Annotated in this window: 10 protein-coding genes and 1 pseudogene; 6 read left to right on the top strand and 5 right to left on the bottom strand. The window is 60.5% G+C overall.

Translation table 11 applies throughout. The features are described 5' to 3' along the window. Positions 1-48 precede the first annotated feature (48 nt). The 3 genes from BSK43_RS02650 to ugpC all read left to right on the top strand — a co-directional run bounded on the left by BSK43_RS02650 (position 49) and on the right by ugpC (position 2959). The gene (locus tag BSK43_RS02650; protein ID WP_136686688.1) at positions 49-960 is read left to right on the top strand and encodes a sugar ABC transporter permease; all 912 of its coding nucleotides are present in this window, start codon (positions 49-51) and stop codon (positions 958-960) included. After that, the gene (locus BSK43_RS02645; RefSeq protein ID WP_068390004.1) at positions 953-1801 is read left to right on the top strand and encodes a carbohydrate ABC transporter permease; all 849 of its coding nucleotides are present in this window, start codon (positions 953-955) and stop codon (positions 1799-1801) included. Before BSK43_RS02650 ends, BSK43_RS02645 begins: the two co-directional genes overlap by 8 nt. An 87-nt stretch (positions 1802-1888) precedes the next feature. Then, complete coding sequence (gene ugpC, locus BSK43_RS02640) at positions 1889-2959, top strand: sn-glycerol-3-phosphate ABC transporter ATP-binding protein UgpC (RefSeq protein WP_077470818.1); 1071 nt, start codon at positions 1889-1891, stop codon at positions 2957-2959. Here the strand turns inward: ugpC and BSK43_RS02635 are convergent. The 4 genes from BSK43_RS02635 to BSK43_RS02620 form a co-directional block, all read right to left on the bottom strand. Then, positions 2956-3333: a DUF427 domain-containing protein gene (locus tag BSK43_RS02635; protein WP_077470817.1), complete on the bottom strand. Its 378-nt coding sequence runs from the start codon at positions 3331-3333 to the stop codon at positions 2956-2958. The genes ugpC and BSK43_RS02635 overlap by 4 nt on opposite strands. Positions 3334-3521: 188 nt before the next feature. Then, positions 3522-5339 (bottom strand): M23 family metallopeptidase, encoded by a 1818-nt coding sequence (locus BSK43_RS02630; protein WP_077470816.1) that lies wholly within the window; start codon positions 5337-5339, stop codon positions 3522-3524. A 132-nt stretch (positions 5340-5471) separates the two neighbouring features. Then, positions 5472-6830: an Nramp family divalent metal transporter gene (locus BSK43_RS02625; protein WP_077470815.1), complete on the bottom strand. Its 1359-nt coding sequence runs from the start codon at positions 6828-6830 to the stop codon at positions 5472-5474. 392 nt (positions 6831-7222) lie between these two features. Beyond that, positions 7223-7972, bottom strand: a complete 750-nt coding sequence (locus BSK43_RS02620) for a tryptophan 2,3-dioxygenase family protein (RefSeq protein ID WP_077470854.1) — start codon at positions 7970-7972, stop codon at positions 7223-7225. Between the two features lie 151 nt (positions 7973-8123). Here BSK43_RS02620 and BSK43_RS02615 point away from each other — a divergent pair, with 151 nt between their 5' ends. Further along, the gene (locus tag BSK43_RS02615; protein WP_077470814.1) at positions 8124-8594 is read left to right on the top strand and encodes an Lrp/AsnC family transcriptional regulator; all 471 of its coding nucleotides are present in this window, start codon (positions 8124-8126) and stop codon (positions 8592-8594) included. Here BSK43_RS02615 and BSK43_RS02610 read toward each other — a convergent pair. Beyond that, entirely contained in the window at positions 8591-9217 is a 627-nt protein-coding gene (locus BSK43_RS02610) for a TetR family transcriptional regulator (protein WP_077470813.1), read from the bottom strand. The two genes, BSK43_RS02615 and BSK43_RS02610, sit on opposite strands and share 4 nt — an antisense overlap. 201 nt (positions 9218-9418) lie before the next feature. On the opposite strand from BSK43_RS02610, the gene BSK43_RS02605 reads away from it, so the two are divergent. Further along, positions 9419-10588: an efflux RND transporter periplasmic adaptor subunit gene (locus BSK43_RS02605; RefSeq protein ID WP_077470853.1), complete on the top strand. Its 1170-nt coding sequence runs from the start codon at positions 9419-9421 to the stop codon at positions 10586-10588. Further along, positions 10588-13745, top strand: a pseudogene (locus tag BSK43_RS02600) (efflux RND transporter permease subunit). Before BSK43_RS02605 ends, BSK43_RS02600 begins: the two are co-directional and overlap by 1 nt. Positions 13746-13752: the final 7 nt, after the last annotated feature.

Below are 13752 nucleotides of genomic sequence, written 5' to 3'. Positions count from 1 at the left end.
TTGCAATTGTCGAGACTGCTCATGACCGATGTCAGCGCCACGACCACCATGCCATCCATCGCGAGAGCGAAGCCCGCCGCGAAGCGGAAATCGCCGTCGGCGCGCGGGCGCATGCCGGTCATCCTGCTGTTTCTGCCGCCTGCACTGCTGCTCTTCACCATCTTCGTCATCCTGCCGATGGGCGAAGCGGCCTGGTACAGCTTCTATCGCTGGAACGGCTACGGTCCGCCGACGGAGTTCGTCGGCCTGCGCAATTTCGAGGTGCTGTTCAAGAACGGCGCTTTCCTGACATCGCTCAAGAACAATGCGCTGATCATCGTGGTGTCCATCGCCATTCAGGTGCCGCTTGCCATCTGGCTCGCGACGATGCTCGCAAACCGTATTCGCGGCGTCGTGCTCTTCCGGCTGATCTTCTTCCTGCCCTATGTGCTGGCGGAAGTTGCGGCCGGCCTGATCTGGCGCTTCGTCTATGACGGCGACTACGGCCTCTTCGCTGCGATCGCGCATTTCCTCGGTACGGCCACTCCCTATGTGCTCGCCGACAAGGATCTGGCGATGTACGCCGTGCTCGGCGTCATCGTGTGGAAATATTTCGGCTTCCACATGATGCTGTTCATCGCCGGCCTGCAGTCCCTCGACAAGAGCGTGCTGGAAGCGGCCGAGATCGATGGCGCCACCGGCTGGCAGAAGTTCCGCTATGTCACCCTGCCGCTACTCGGCTCGACGCTGCGTCTCTCTGTCTTCTTCGCCGTTGTCGGCTCGCTGCAGCTCTTCGACATGATCATGCCGCTCACCGGCGGCGGCCCGTTCAACTCGACGCAGACGATGGTGACCTTCCTCTACAATTTCGGCGTCACCCGTATGCAGGTCGGTCTCGGCAGCGCCGTCGGCGTCGTGCTGTTCGTGATCTGCGTCACCCTCGCCTTCGGCTACAAACGGATATTTATGCGCAATGACTGATATGGCCACATCCGTTCGACTGAGCACCGGCACCAAGATCTATCTCTACGTGTCGCTGACCATCATTGCCGCCATCGTGCTGATCCCGCTTTTGACAACCGCGCTTGGCGGCTTCAAGTCGCTCGGCGATCTCCGCACCAACCCCTTCGGTCTGCCGGCCGAGTGGCATTTCGAGAATTACACCGGCATCCTCTTCGGCGACCGCTACTGGCGGCAGATGATGAATTCCTTGATCATCGCCGTATTGACCGTGTTCCTGACGGTATCGGTCTCGGCCATGGCCGCCTTTGCCTTCGCGCATGTGAAATTCTTCGGCTCGAACTTCCTGCTGAATTATTTCCTGATCGGCCTGATGTTCCCGGCGGCAACCGCGATCCTGCCGCTGTTCATCCGCATCCGCGATCTCGGCCTGCTCAACACCTATTGGGGCGTGGTGCTGCCGCAGGTGGCCTTCGGCCTCGGTATGAGCATCCTGCTGTTCCGCAACTATTTTCGCAACCTCCCGGAAGAATTGTTCCAGGCGGCCTTTGTCGACGGCTGCGGCTATATCCGCTTCTTCTGGCATATCTCGCTGCCGCTCTCACGGCCGATCATCGCGACCGTCAGCATCATCTCCTTTGTCGGCAGCTGGAACAGCTACATCCTGCCGCTGATCATGCTGAATTCGGATTCGATCTATCCCTGGCCGCTCGGCATGATGGTTTATAGCGGCGAGTTCGGCACCGAATGGGAGCTGGTGCTCGCCTTCATCACGCTCACCATCCTGCCCACTATCATCGTCTTCTTCCTGGCGCAGAAGCATATCATCGCCGGCCTCACCGCCGGCGCGGTGAAATCCTGAACCACTCCATCTCCTTGTTTTCCAGCAATTCCGGACGGAAAACCGCGATACACTTTTCCTGGAATTGCTCTTATCGGAGCAAAAAGCATGGCATCCGTCGAACTGCACAACATCCACAAGGCCTATGGGGCGCTCACGGTCATCCACGATATCTCGCTTTCGATCGACGATGGCGAGTTCATCGCCCTCGTCGGCCCCTCGGGCTGCGGAAAATCGACGTTGCTACGCATGATCGCCGGCCTCGAGGAAATCACCGACGGCGACGTGTCGATCGGCGGGCAAGTGGTCAACGCCATGACGCCGCGCGAGCGCAACATCGCCATGGTCTTCCAGTCCTATGCGCTCTATCCGCACATGACCGTCGCCGAAAACATGGGCTTCAACCTGAAGCTCTCGGGCCAGACAAAGCAGGTCATCGAACAGCGGGTCAACGAAGCCGCGCGCATGCTTGATCTTACGAAGCTGCTGGACCGCAAGCCGGCGCAGCTCTCCGGTGGTCAGCGGCAACGCGTCGCCATGGGCCGCGCCGTGGTGCGCAACCCGGCCGTGTTTCTGTTCGACGAGCCGCTCTCCAACCTCGATGCGAAGCTGCGCGTGCAGATGCGTTCCGAAATCAAGGCTTTGCATCAAAAGGTGCAGACGACGTCGATCTATGTGACCCATGACCAGATCGAGGCGATGACGCTGGCCGATCGCATCGTCGTGCTGAACCAGGGCAGGATTGAGCAGCAGGGCACGCCGATCGAGCTCTATCGCAAGCCAGCCAATCTCTTCGTTGCCGGCTTCATCGGCTCACCGGCGATGAATTTTCTCGATGGCGTGGTGGATGGGGTCGACGGTGCGCCGGCCGTGCGGCTGAAAGACAGCACGCCGGTGCGTATCGCTGACGAGCGCAAGGTGAAGCCGGGCCAGAGTGTCAAGATCGGCCTCAGGCCCGAGCATCTGAGCCTTGCAAGCAACGGCTCGCCGCTCAGCGGTCAGACCCTGTTGGTCGAACCGACGGGCGCGCAGACGCATGTGCTGTTCGATCTCGCTGGCGAGCAGGTTACGGCAGTTGTTGATGGCGAGGCGCCGGTGCGCTATGGCCAGCAACTGAATGTCACCGTCAGCCCGGAACAGGTCTACGTTTTCGACGCGTCGAGCGGGCTTGCTCTTTAGGTCACGACGTCGATCACGTCGACGCGATCGGGATAGAAAGCCATATAGTCCTTGATCTTGCTGACCGAGGGATAGGGGTTCTCGTAGGTCCAGATGGCGTTTACCGAGCGTTCGCCACCGGCGGGAATGCTGTAATAGGAGCACTCGCCCTTGTAGGGACAGTAGGTTTCGTGACTGGTCTTTTCCAGCAACGACATGTCGACATCGCTGCGTGGGATATAGAGAACCGCCGGATAGGACGCTTCCTTGAGGGACAAAGCTTCGCGCGTGTCGGCGATCACCTTGCCGGCGACGGAAACGGTGACATGCGCATGCTTCCTGTCGATCGTGATCGGGTGATCAGAACCGGGGATCTTCACTGGTCTTTCCGACATGATGGCCTCCTGGAGTGAGGGGTCAGGCACAAAGCCGCCGTTACGGCGAGCATGCGCAACGATCTGCGTCCGGAAAGGATATAGGGAGCGTATCGCCGATTGTCAGGGCTTGCGCGCAGATGAACCTTTTAGGGATGCCAACGCAGCCTGACGATCATCAACATGAGAGGATGGCAGGGGCGGTTCGCTTACGGTGCACCGAAGTGGTTCGGGCCGATTGCAGGGGTTTGTCCGAAGGCGGAGAAGGGTGGCGGTGCGTTATCGCGCGTTGTCGGAACGTCGAGGTAGCTCATGATGTTTTCGACATGGCTGACCTGCGAACGCAGATTGTCCAGCGATTTGCCGGTCAGATTGGTGCCGGCGGGCAATTGCGCCGTCAATGGGTTCTCGTAGCGGCCGTTGACGCGCAGTTCGTAATAGAGATGCGGTCCGGTGGAGTAGCCGGTCGAGCCGACATAGGCGATGACCTGGCCCTGGGTCACACGCTCTCCTACGCGCAGATCCGCCGGCGTTGCCGAAATATGGGCATAGGTGGTTTCGTAACCGCCGTCGTGCCGGATGCGGACATATTTGCCGTAGCCGGTTTCCCAGGAGATCTTCTCGACGACGCCGTCGCCGGCGGCCTGGATCGGGCTGCCCATCGGCGCGCGGAAATCGACGCCGTTGTGGAATTTCTTCACGCCTAGAATCGGATGGATGCGCCAGGCAAAGCCGTCGCCAAGCGTGCCATTCGGCACGGGTCGGTGCACGAGCGATTTGGCGATCGAATGGCCGCCCTCATCGTAGAATTCCGAAGGACCTTCGCCGCCATCCTTATGCAGATAGAAGCGATGCGCGTCGCCGTCGGCATGGAATTCGATGAACATCAACTCGTTCTGCCCGTCGTCCGCCTTGCGGAAGAGGAGATCAACGCTGTCGGGGGCATCTTCGATATTGGTGAGCGAAATACCCTTGGCCTTGGCAAGTTTGACCAGCTGCTGGGCACATTCCTTGCTCAGGCCGGCTTTTTCCAGCTTGGAGCTGACGGCAGCCTCATCTCTGTCGTCAACATTCTTGAGATCGACCGCTGCTACTTCCGTGGAGGACGGCGCGTCCATCTGGCTTTCGCTGTACAATGTCGAAAACAGCCGGTCGTTGGCCATGGGCACGAAGCCGTCGGCGTCGTCGCGTGCGACGACGCGCTCCGGCGTCTTGTCACCGCTCAGGCGCGCCATGATCAACTTCGGGCGAGAGCCGCCCTTCTTTTCCAGGAGCAGCTCCAGGCTGTCGCCGGGGGAAACCGTATCGGTTTCGAGAGCCCGTTGCAGTTCGTCGCCGGCATCGCTGCTGAGGCCCGCGGATGCAAGAATATCCTGCAGGTCCTGCTTGTCCTTCGGCATGGACACCAGCCGGCGGAATTCGCGACCGGGTTCTCCGGTTGTGGCCCTCGATACGCTGACGTTCAGCGGCACGCCGCGAACGGGGAAGCGGGAGCGACGGACGGCATCGTAATGGGTGGTTTGCGGATAGATGCCATGGCGGATATCCGACAGCGACGGCGGCGAGAACACGGCCTCGTCAATTGCTTCGCGCCCATAGGAGGCGTTGATCGCGGCGGCATTGGCGCGCGCGCTTGCGGCCTCGGTGGGTTTGAACACCAGCGTCGTGCGGTGATAGGTGAAAATACGGGTCTCGCCGCTTGAGAGCTTTTCTGCCACCTGGGCGAAGCGGGCGCCGTCGAAGCGCTCTTTCGCGGCGGCCAGGCGCGTGCTCTTGGGCATTGCAGGCTGAGGGCGCAGCATCTGGCCCGTGTGCACCGGTACAGCCTGTTCGATCGTGTGGCGCGCCAGCAGCGGATAAAGCACGGTGGCGAGCAGGCCGAAGGATGCGGTTCCGGCCAGCCCGATGGCGATCAGATGACGGAGATGTGCGGATCGGGGCAGAAACGGAATATGAAAGTCATGATGCGGCCGAGCCTGGATCGCAGCCTCTGCAGGAAATTGGACGCGTAATGGACTTTCGGCCATGAAGTGAGGAACCCTGCAGACTGCGGTGGGCCCAAACTAGGGCAAATCATGGCAAAATCTAGGCAAATATTACGAGTCCGTTAATTGCCGTGATCGTCCACAGGTCCAGAATCGCGTGTTCGGGGTGATTCGTCAACTGAAGATGGTGTCGTAGAGCAGCTTGAAGTTCAGCACCAGGATGATGGCGGCGACGAGCCAAGAGAGGACGGCAACGCCCCTGGATACGACGAAACTGCCCATTTTCTCGCGATTTGTGACGAATTGGACCAGCGGAATGACCGCGAAGGGGAGCTGCATGGACAGCACGACCTGGCTGAGCACGAGCAGGTTGGCAGTACCTTTTTCACCATAAATGGCGGTCACGAACACAACTGGAATAATTGCAAGGCCGCGGGTCAAAAGTCGCCTTGCCCAGTGCGGAATCCGCAGGCGCAGGAAGCCTTCCATCACAATCTGGCCGGCAAGCGTCGCCGTAACAGTCGAATTGAGGCCCGAGGCAAGCAAGGCGATCGCAAACAGGGTGGAGGCGATGCCGAGGCCGAGCAGGGGCGACAATAGCTCATATGCATCGCCGATCTCGGCGACATCGGCATGGCCGGTGCCGTGGAAAGCAGCGGCCGCGACGATGAGGATCGCAGTATTGACGAAGAGTGCCAGCATCAGCGCGATGGTGCTGTCGAGCGTCGCCCATTTGATGGCGTCGCGGCGGCCTTCGTCGTTGCGCTTATAGGCGCGGGTCTGCACGATCGAGGAATGCAGGTAGAGATTATGCGGCATGACGGTCGCGCCGATGATGCCCATTGCGATGTAGAGCATCGCGGGATTGGTGACGATCTCTGGTGACGGAATGAAACCGTCGAGGATTGCGGCAACGGGCGGTGCCGCGGCGGCGATCTGCACGGCAAAGCAGGTGGCGATGACGATCAGCAGTGCGATGACAAAGGCTTCGAGATAGCGGAAGCCTTTGCTCATTAGAAGCAGCACCAGGAAGGCGTCGAGCGCCGTGATCAGCGCGCCGCCGATCAGCGGAATACCGAACAGCAGCTGCAGAGCGATCGCCGTGCCGATGACTTCGGCGAGATCGCAGGCGATGATGGCGAGTTCGCAGGCAAACCACAGAACGAGGCTGACGGGCCGCGGATAGTGATCGCGGCAGGCCTGGGCGAGATCACGGCCGGTAACGATGCCGAGCCGGGCGGACAGCGCCTGCAGCAGGATCGCCATCAGGTTCGACAGCATGATGACCGCAAGCAGCGTGTAGCCGAATTGCGCGCCACCTGCGAGGTCGGTCGCCCAGTTGCCGGGGTCCATGTAGCCGACGGAGATCATGTAGCCCGGTCCGGCGAAGGCGAGCAGGCGCCGGATCCAACTGCCGGCATGAGGCACTTTTACCGTGGAATTGACTTCAGGAAGGCTTGGGCGGTCGTCTTCATCTGCACTGGCGAATTTCCACGCGCGCTGTCGCGTGGCGGCTTCCTGAATCTGCGTCATACGGGCTCCGGGAGGGTCGAATCGTGAACTGCCTAAACAAATATGCTAGATATCAAAATTATGCAATATGCTATACTTCTTGGTTTTGGCATTTTTAACGGCTGAAACACCTGGATTCGTGAGGTTCTCATTCCTGATGATGGTGGCGCGGCTGTATCCTGGACGCGGTGATACCGGTCGATTCGCGCATTGCGGTGAGGGAGGCGACCTCATCGGAACGGTCAGCGATAAGCATATGCGGGTGATGCGTCGGCGATGATGTGCCCGAAAAAGGCAAGCCGCATCGCGCGGCTTGTCACTGCCTGTTTCGCAAGGGTGCGTCTGGCAGGTCTGTCATCAGATATTGGCATCCTCCGCCACACCTGGGACGGAGGATGGTTTTCGGTCGGCGCCTATTCGGCCGCGTCGTGCTTGGAAATGGAATCGCGGACGACACCATATTGGCTGCCCCAGCGATCGGTCATCTCGGCGCGGATATCCCAGAGATCGGGAAAGAAGCGGTGGCGGGTGCCGGCCTGCAGCAATTCGACCGGCCGTCCTTTCAGGGATTTCGAGCCGAGCCCGATGGAGCGCTGGATCAGGTAGATGTGGTTGGCGCGGAATTTCTGGAACAGTTCGTCATATTCCACCAGCGCTTCGGCGACCACATAGCTGTCGCCGTGATCATATTTGCCGTCATAGATATCTTCGATCGTCAGGCCTGGGGCATCGAGATAATGCGTCTTGAAGGCGTGCCAGAGATCGGGCGGCATGCGCAGCAGGAATTTGAAGCCGGGCGATTCCTGGCCGCTGCCATTGCCGAGTTGCAGGCGAACTTCCTGGTACTCTCTTGGCGACATTGTTTCCAAGAGGTCGAGCTGGGTGGTCATCATGCGCATGAGGCGATGCACGCGGCCCATGAGGGTGACGACGCGGTGCGTGTTGCGCTCCTCCATGAAGCCGATGACGTCGACCAAGGTATAGGCGATGAGCTTCATCCAGAGCTCTTCCACCTGATGAACGATCTGGAATTGCAATTCGTCGCCGTTGACCATGCCGTTCAACGGCTTCTGACAGGCGAGCAGCTTGTCGCATTGCAGATAAACGCCGTAGTCGCGCATGTCAGGCGCTTCGATGCGGGCGTAGTAGTCTTCCTTTTGCATCTTCGTTCCCTTTTCATCCGGCCCGCGGCCGCCAAGCATGTTTGCTCTTCATGAAGAGTACGAAGTTTCGGGTCGAACATTGTTCCTATTTGTCATTCAAAATGGCAAAATGAGAGTACGATAGGCCGCATATAGAGGCATGGAGAGAACGATGGAGCTGGACGCGCTCGACCGCAAGATCATCGCCGCATTGGAGGCCGATGCGCGTATCTCCTTTGCGGCGCTTGCCGATCTCGTCGGTCTCAGCAAGACGCCGTGCTGGAAGCGGGTGAAAGCACTGGAGGAAGCGGGCGTGATCCGGGGGTATAGGACAGCGCTCGATCCGGCCCGGCTCGGCTTCGGCCTCGAGGCTTTCGTGCAGGTGTCGATCGATGTCGAGCGTTTCGATGCCTTCGAAGCCGCCGTGCGCCGTCATCCGCTGATCTGGCGCTGTCATGCGACGACGGGTGAGGCCGACTATCTCCTGCATATTCTGGCCACCGACATGGCGGCGCTCGACCGGCTGCTGCGGCAGGAGCTCAACAGGCTGCCCGGCGTGCGGCATACCGTGACGTCGATGTCGACGCGGGAGATCAAGTCGGACATTTCATTGGCCGAGGCGGCGCGGCACGCGGATAGCTAGTTGCCGGCACCGCCATGCCGCATCGATCCGACAAGGCTGCGGATCAGCCTCTCGCCGACATCGACCAGCGGGAAGGATTTCCCCGTTCGCAGCCATTCGGCAAGCAGACCATTCATCGAACATTGAATGGCACGCGCGGCGGCATCCGGGGTCCATAACGGCGCCAGCGCGTTCTGTTGGTCGGACATCTCGAGCAGTCGTTCCAGCTTGCCGAACATCTGCTGGTTGGCAGTAACGATTCTCTGGGCGGCATCGGAAGGTTGCTTGGTGAATTCGCAGCCGAGGATCATAATGGCAAAGATCTGCTGCAGGTGTTCGTCCCTGGCAAGATTCTGCAGAACTTGGACTGTGCCCTGCTCGATCAGGCCAAGGGGATCGTCATGGCCGTGCTCGATCGCATAGTCGACGATGGTTTCCTGCGGCAGGCGAATTTCCTTATGCAGCGCCGTCAGGACCTCGGCCTTATCCTTGAAATGCCAGTAGATCGCTCCGCGCGTTACGCCGGCGCGCTGGGCGATCTTTTCGAGGCTCGAGCCGCTGACGCCGTTTTCATAGAAAACGTCGGCGGCAGCAGTCAGGACCTCTTCCCTGGTCTTGGCTGCATCTTCCTTGGTTCTGCGCATGCTCCTCCTAGACGCTTCTTCGAGGCGAAAGGGGTCTTTTCGCCGCACTCTATCTATTTGATTTCAAGCGATAATGTCTGTGCTGTATGCACGGTTCCCTGCATCACGCAAAAAATCACATCGATTTGATATTTACAATCATTCATGTATGTTTGTATATTGCAGCGCAACAAAAATGTCGAATCTCGCGGTGATTTTCCCATGACGACGCATAATTCTCTCCTCCTGCGCAGCGGTCTCGTCCTAGCAGGACTGCTTATTTTCAGCGCATTTCCCTCCCTCGCGCAGCAGGCGGGCCAAATGCCGCCGCCGCAGGTGACGGCAATCGACGTCAAGCCCCAAACCGTATCGCTCACCTATGAATATGCTGCGCGCATCTCCGCCTTTAGGCAAGTCGATGTGCGGGCCCGGGTCGGCGGTATCCTGTTGAAAAGGAACTTTGTCGAAGGTGCCGAGGTCAAGGCTGGCGATGTGCTGTTCCTGATCGATCCGGCAACCTACCAGGCGGCGCTGGCACAGGCTCAGGCGCAATTGCAGCAAAGCCAGGCTCAGCTAACCCAGGCGCAGCGCGAGGAAAAACGTAACGTCACGCTCTTCGATCAAAATGCCGCCACGCAAAAAGCGCGCGACGACGCCATTTCGACGCGCGAGCTGGCGGAAGCGGCGGTTGCCGCTGCCAAGGCGCAGCTTCAGACGGCGCAGCTCAATCTCGATTACACCCAGGTCACGGCACCGATCGGCGGTATTACCAGCCTGGAGCAGGTCTCCGAGGGCAGCCTGATCGGCACTACGGGCGATACCGGCCTGCTCACCAGCATCACCCAGCTCGACCCGGTCTATGTCAATTTCTCCTTCTCGGATTCGGAAGCTGCCGAAGTGCGCAAGCTCATCGACATGAAGAAGGCCAAGGGCGAGGCGCCCAATCTCGGCGTGAAGATCTCCTTCGGCGATGGCACGAGCTATGATCATGACGGCGTTGTCGACTTCACGTCCTCGACGATCGACGTGTCGACAGGCACGCTGCAGGCGCGCGCCGTCGTCGACAATCCCGATCGCCGGCTGCTGCCGGGCCAGTTCGTGCGTGCGCGGGTGACGGGCGTTTCGCTCGACAATGCTATCACCATCCCCGAAGTCGCGTTGATGCAGAGCCCACAGGGCCAGTTCGTCTACACGATCGACCAGGAAGGCAAGGCGCACGTCAATCCCGTGACGCTCGGCCAGAAGCTCGGCGATAGCTGGCTGGTGCTCTCTGGCCTGAAGGCCGGCGACAGGCTGATCACCGAAGGCATCATCAAGGTGCGCCCGGGCGCGCCGGTACAGGCGACGGCGGATGCAGCGCCTAAAGACGCGAAAAAGGTGGCGCAAAACTGATGTTGGGCAACAGATTCTTCATCGACCGCCCCGTTTTCGCGGCGGTTATCTCGATCGTCATCCTGCTTGCAGGCGCTGTCTGCATCCGCATCCTGCCGATCGCACAATATCCCGAGCTGACGCCGCCGCAGGTCGTGGTCACCGCGACCTATCCAGGCGCCAGCGCCGAAACGGTGGCGCAGACCGTTGCCGCTCCGCTGGAGCAGCAGATCAACGGCGTCGAAAACATGCTCTACATGCAGTCGACGAATTCCAACAGCGGCGCGATGCAGATCACCGTGACCTTCGCGCTCGGCACGGATCCGGACCAGGCTGCGATCAACGTCAACAACCGCGTGCAGCGGGCGGTCTCGACCCTGCCGCAGGACGTGACGCGCCTTGGCGTCGTCGTCACCAAGCGCTCGACCTCGATCCTCGGCTTCGTGGCGATGTACTCGACCGACAGCCGCTATGACCGCACCTATGTCGGCAATTATGCGCTTTTGAACGTCATCGACGATCTCAAGCGCATTCCCGGCATCGGCGATGTCAACCTGCTCGGCGATGTCGATTATTCGATGCGCATCTGGCTGCGGCCGGACAAGCTCGCGCAATATAATCTGACGCCGAGCGATGTCGCGACCGCCATCCAGGAGCAGAATTCGCAGTTTGCCGCCGGCCGCTTCGGCGATCAGCCCAGCAACAATCCGCAGGCATTCACCTACACGGTGACGACACAGGGCCGCCTGCCCGATGTCGATGGCTTCGGCGAGATCATCCTGCGCTCGACCAGCAATGCTGCGACGCTACGATTGAAGGATGTCGCGCGCATCGAGCTTGGCACCAAGAGCTATTCGATCCAGAGCAGCCTCAACGGCACGCCGGCCGTGCCGATCGCCGTCTACCTGCAGCCGGGCGCCAATGCCTTGAATACGATGGCGGCGCTGAAGTCGCGCCTCGACGAGCTGCAAAAGTCCTTCCCGCAAGGGGTCGCCTATCAGATCCCCTATGACACGACGAAGTTCATCCAGGTGTCGATCGAGGAGGTGGTCAAAACCTTCATCGAAGCGATCCTCCTCGTCATCATCGTGGTCTTCGTCTTCCTGCAGAACTGGCGTGCGACCCTGATCCCGGTCATTGCGGTGCCGATCTCGATCATCGGCACATTTGCCGGCATGTATCTGCTTGGCTTCTCGATCAATCTCTTGACCCTGTTCGGGTTGGTGCTGGCCATCGGTATCGTGGTCGACGACGCCATCGTCGTGCTCGAAAACGTCGAGCGACTGATGTCGACGGAGAAGCTGTCGCCGAGAAAGGCAGCCATCAAGGCGATGGGCGAAGTCACGGGGCCTGTCATCGCCATCGTGCTGGTGCTATGCGCCGTGTTCATTCCGGTCTCCTTCATGGGCGGGCTGGCGGGCCAGATGTACAAGCAATTCGCCGTCACCATCGCGATCTCGGTCACCTTGTCGGGCATCGTGGCGCTGACGCTGACGCCGGCGCTTTGCGCACTGATCCTGAAGCCCGGCCATCACGAGCCGATCCTGCCCTTCCGCATCTTCAACCGCGCTTTCGAGCGCTTGACCGAGGGCTATGCCGCCGGTGTCGCCTTCTTCCTGAAGCGCTTCATCGTCGGCTGCGTGCTCGTTGCCGGCCTGCTCGGCGTGACCGGTTATCTCTTCTATACGCTGCCGGGATCGCTGGTGCCGGATGAAGATCAGGGTTCGCTGTTCCAGATCGCCATCCTGCCGCCGGCCGCCTCGCTGACGCGCACCCAAGCCGTCATGGATGAGGCACTTGTGAACACCGAGAAGCTTCCCGGCGTAGAGAACGTCTTTGCCGTCTCTGGCTTCGACCTGCTGTCGGGCGGCCTGAAGAGCAGCGCCGGCGTCGCCTTCGTGACGCTTAAGGACTGGAGCGAGCGCAAGACGCCGGAACTCGACGCCCGCAATCTCGCGGGGCCGCTGATTGGCGCAAACATGGGCATCAAGGATGCCATGGTACTTGCCTTCAACCCGCCGCCGATCCAGGGCCTGTCGACCACGGGCGGTTTCGAGGTCTATGTGCAGGACCGCAGCGGCAAGGGCGTCGCGGGGCTTTCCGAGCAGGCACAGAAGCTTGTCGCGGCGGCCTCCAAGCGGCCGGAGCTGGCGGCCGTGCGCACCACGCTCGATACCAACGTCCCGCAGTTCCGCGCCGATCTCGACCGCGAGAAGGCCAAGGCCCTCGGCGTGCCGATCAACTCGGTCTTTGATGCGATGCAGGCGACCTTCGGCAGCCTCTATGTGAACGACTTCACGCTCTACGGCCGCAACTATCAGGTCAACCTGCAGTCGGAAGCGCCGTTCCGCGAATCGCCCGACGATCTGCGTCAGGTCTTCGTGCGCTCCGACAGCGGCAAGATGATCCCGCTCGATGCGCTCATCAAGGTGGAGCGTGTCATCGGCCCGGACCAGCTGGAACGCTACAATGCCTTCAATGCCGCCAAGATCACCGGCAATCCGGCGCCTGGCTATACGTCAGGCGATGCGATCAAGGCCATGCAGCAGGTAGCGACCGAGACCCTGCCGGAAGGATACCAGATCGCCTGGACTGGGTCTGCCTATCAGGAGTTGGAGACAAGCGGCGCCGGCACGCAGGCAATGATCTTCGGTGTCATCATGGTGTTCCTGATTCTTGCCGCACAGTATGAGAAGTGGAGTCTGCCGCTCGCCGTCATCACCGCGATCCCGTTCGCGCTGTTCGGCGCGCTGCTCGCCACCTATCTGCGCGGGCTCACCAACGACGTCTACTTCCAGATCGGCATGGTGACGCTGATTGGCCTGGCGGCAAAGAACGCCATCCTGATCGTCGAGTTCGCGGTGCTGAAACGCAAGGAAGGCATGGGTGCGGCCGAAGCGGCGCTCGAGGCGGCGCGCTGCGCTTCCGCCCGATCGTGATGACCTCGCTCGCCTTCATCCTCGGTGTTCTGCCGCTCGCCATCAGCACCGGCGCGGGTTCGGCCAGCCGCCACGCCATCGGCACCGGCGTCATCGGCGGCATGCTGGCGGCGACCTTCATCGCCACCTTCTTCATCCCGATGTTCTACCGCCTCATCGCCTGGAAACAGCCGAAGCCGGAAGAGGATGACGAGGACGATGCGATCGATCATCGCCCGCATGCGCAGGCTGCGGAGTAGGGTTTCC

Source organism: Rhizobium sp. P44RR-XXIV, assembly GCF_001999485.2.
Taxonomy (GTDB): Bacteria; Pseudomonadota; Alphaproteobacteria; order Rhizobiales; family Rhizobiaceae; genus Rhizobium.
This window is presented reverse-complemented; position numbering and strand designations above follow the sequence as displayed.

Bases quoted from the DNA above. Each gene is read 5' to 3' on its own strand.
- BSK43_RS02650 (WP_136686688.1), top strand. From the start codon at position 49: ATGCCATCCATCGCGAGAGCGAAGCCCGCCGCGAAGCGGAAATCGCCG.
- BSK43_RS02645 (WP_068390004.1), top strand. From the start codon at position 953: ATGACTGATATGGCCACATCCGTTCGACTGAGCACCGGCACCAAGATC.
- ugpC (WP_077470818.1), top strand. From the start codon at position 1,889: ATGGCATCCGTCGAACTGCACAACATCCACAAGGCCTATGGGGCGCTC.
- BSK43_RS02635 (WP_077470817.1), bottom strand. From the start codon at position 3,333: ATGTCGGAAAGACCAGTGAAGATCCCCGGTTCTGATCACCCGATCACG.
- BSK43_RS02630 (WP_077470816.1), bottom strand. From the start codon at position 5,339: ATGGCCGAAAGTCCATTACGCGTCCAATTTCCTGCAGAGGCTGCGATC.
- BSK43_RS02625 (WP_077470815.1), bottom strand. From the start codon at position 6,830: ATGACGCAGATTCAGGAAGCCGCCACGCGACAGCGCGCGTGGAAATTC.
- BSK43_RS02620 (WP_077470854.1), bottom strand. From the start codon at position 7,972: ATGCAAAAGGAAGACTACTACGCCCGCATCGAAGCGCCTGACATGCGC.
- BSK43_RS02615 (WP_077470814.1), top strand. From the start codon at position 8,124: ATGGAGCTGGACGCGCTCGACCGCAAGATCATCGCCGCATTGGAGGCC.
- BSK43_RS02610 (WP_077470813.1), bottom strand. From the start codon at position 9,217: ATGCGCAGAACCAAGGAAGATGCAGCCAAGACCAGGGAAGAGGTCCTG.
- BSK43_RS02605 (WP_077470853.1), top strand. From the start codon at position 9,419: ATGACGACGCATAATTCTCTCCTCCTGCGCAGCGGTCTCGTCCTAGCA.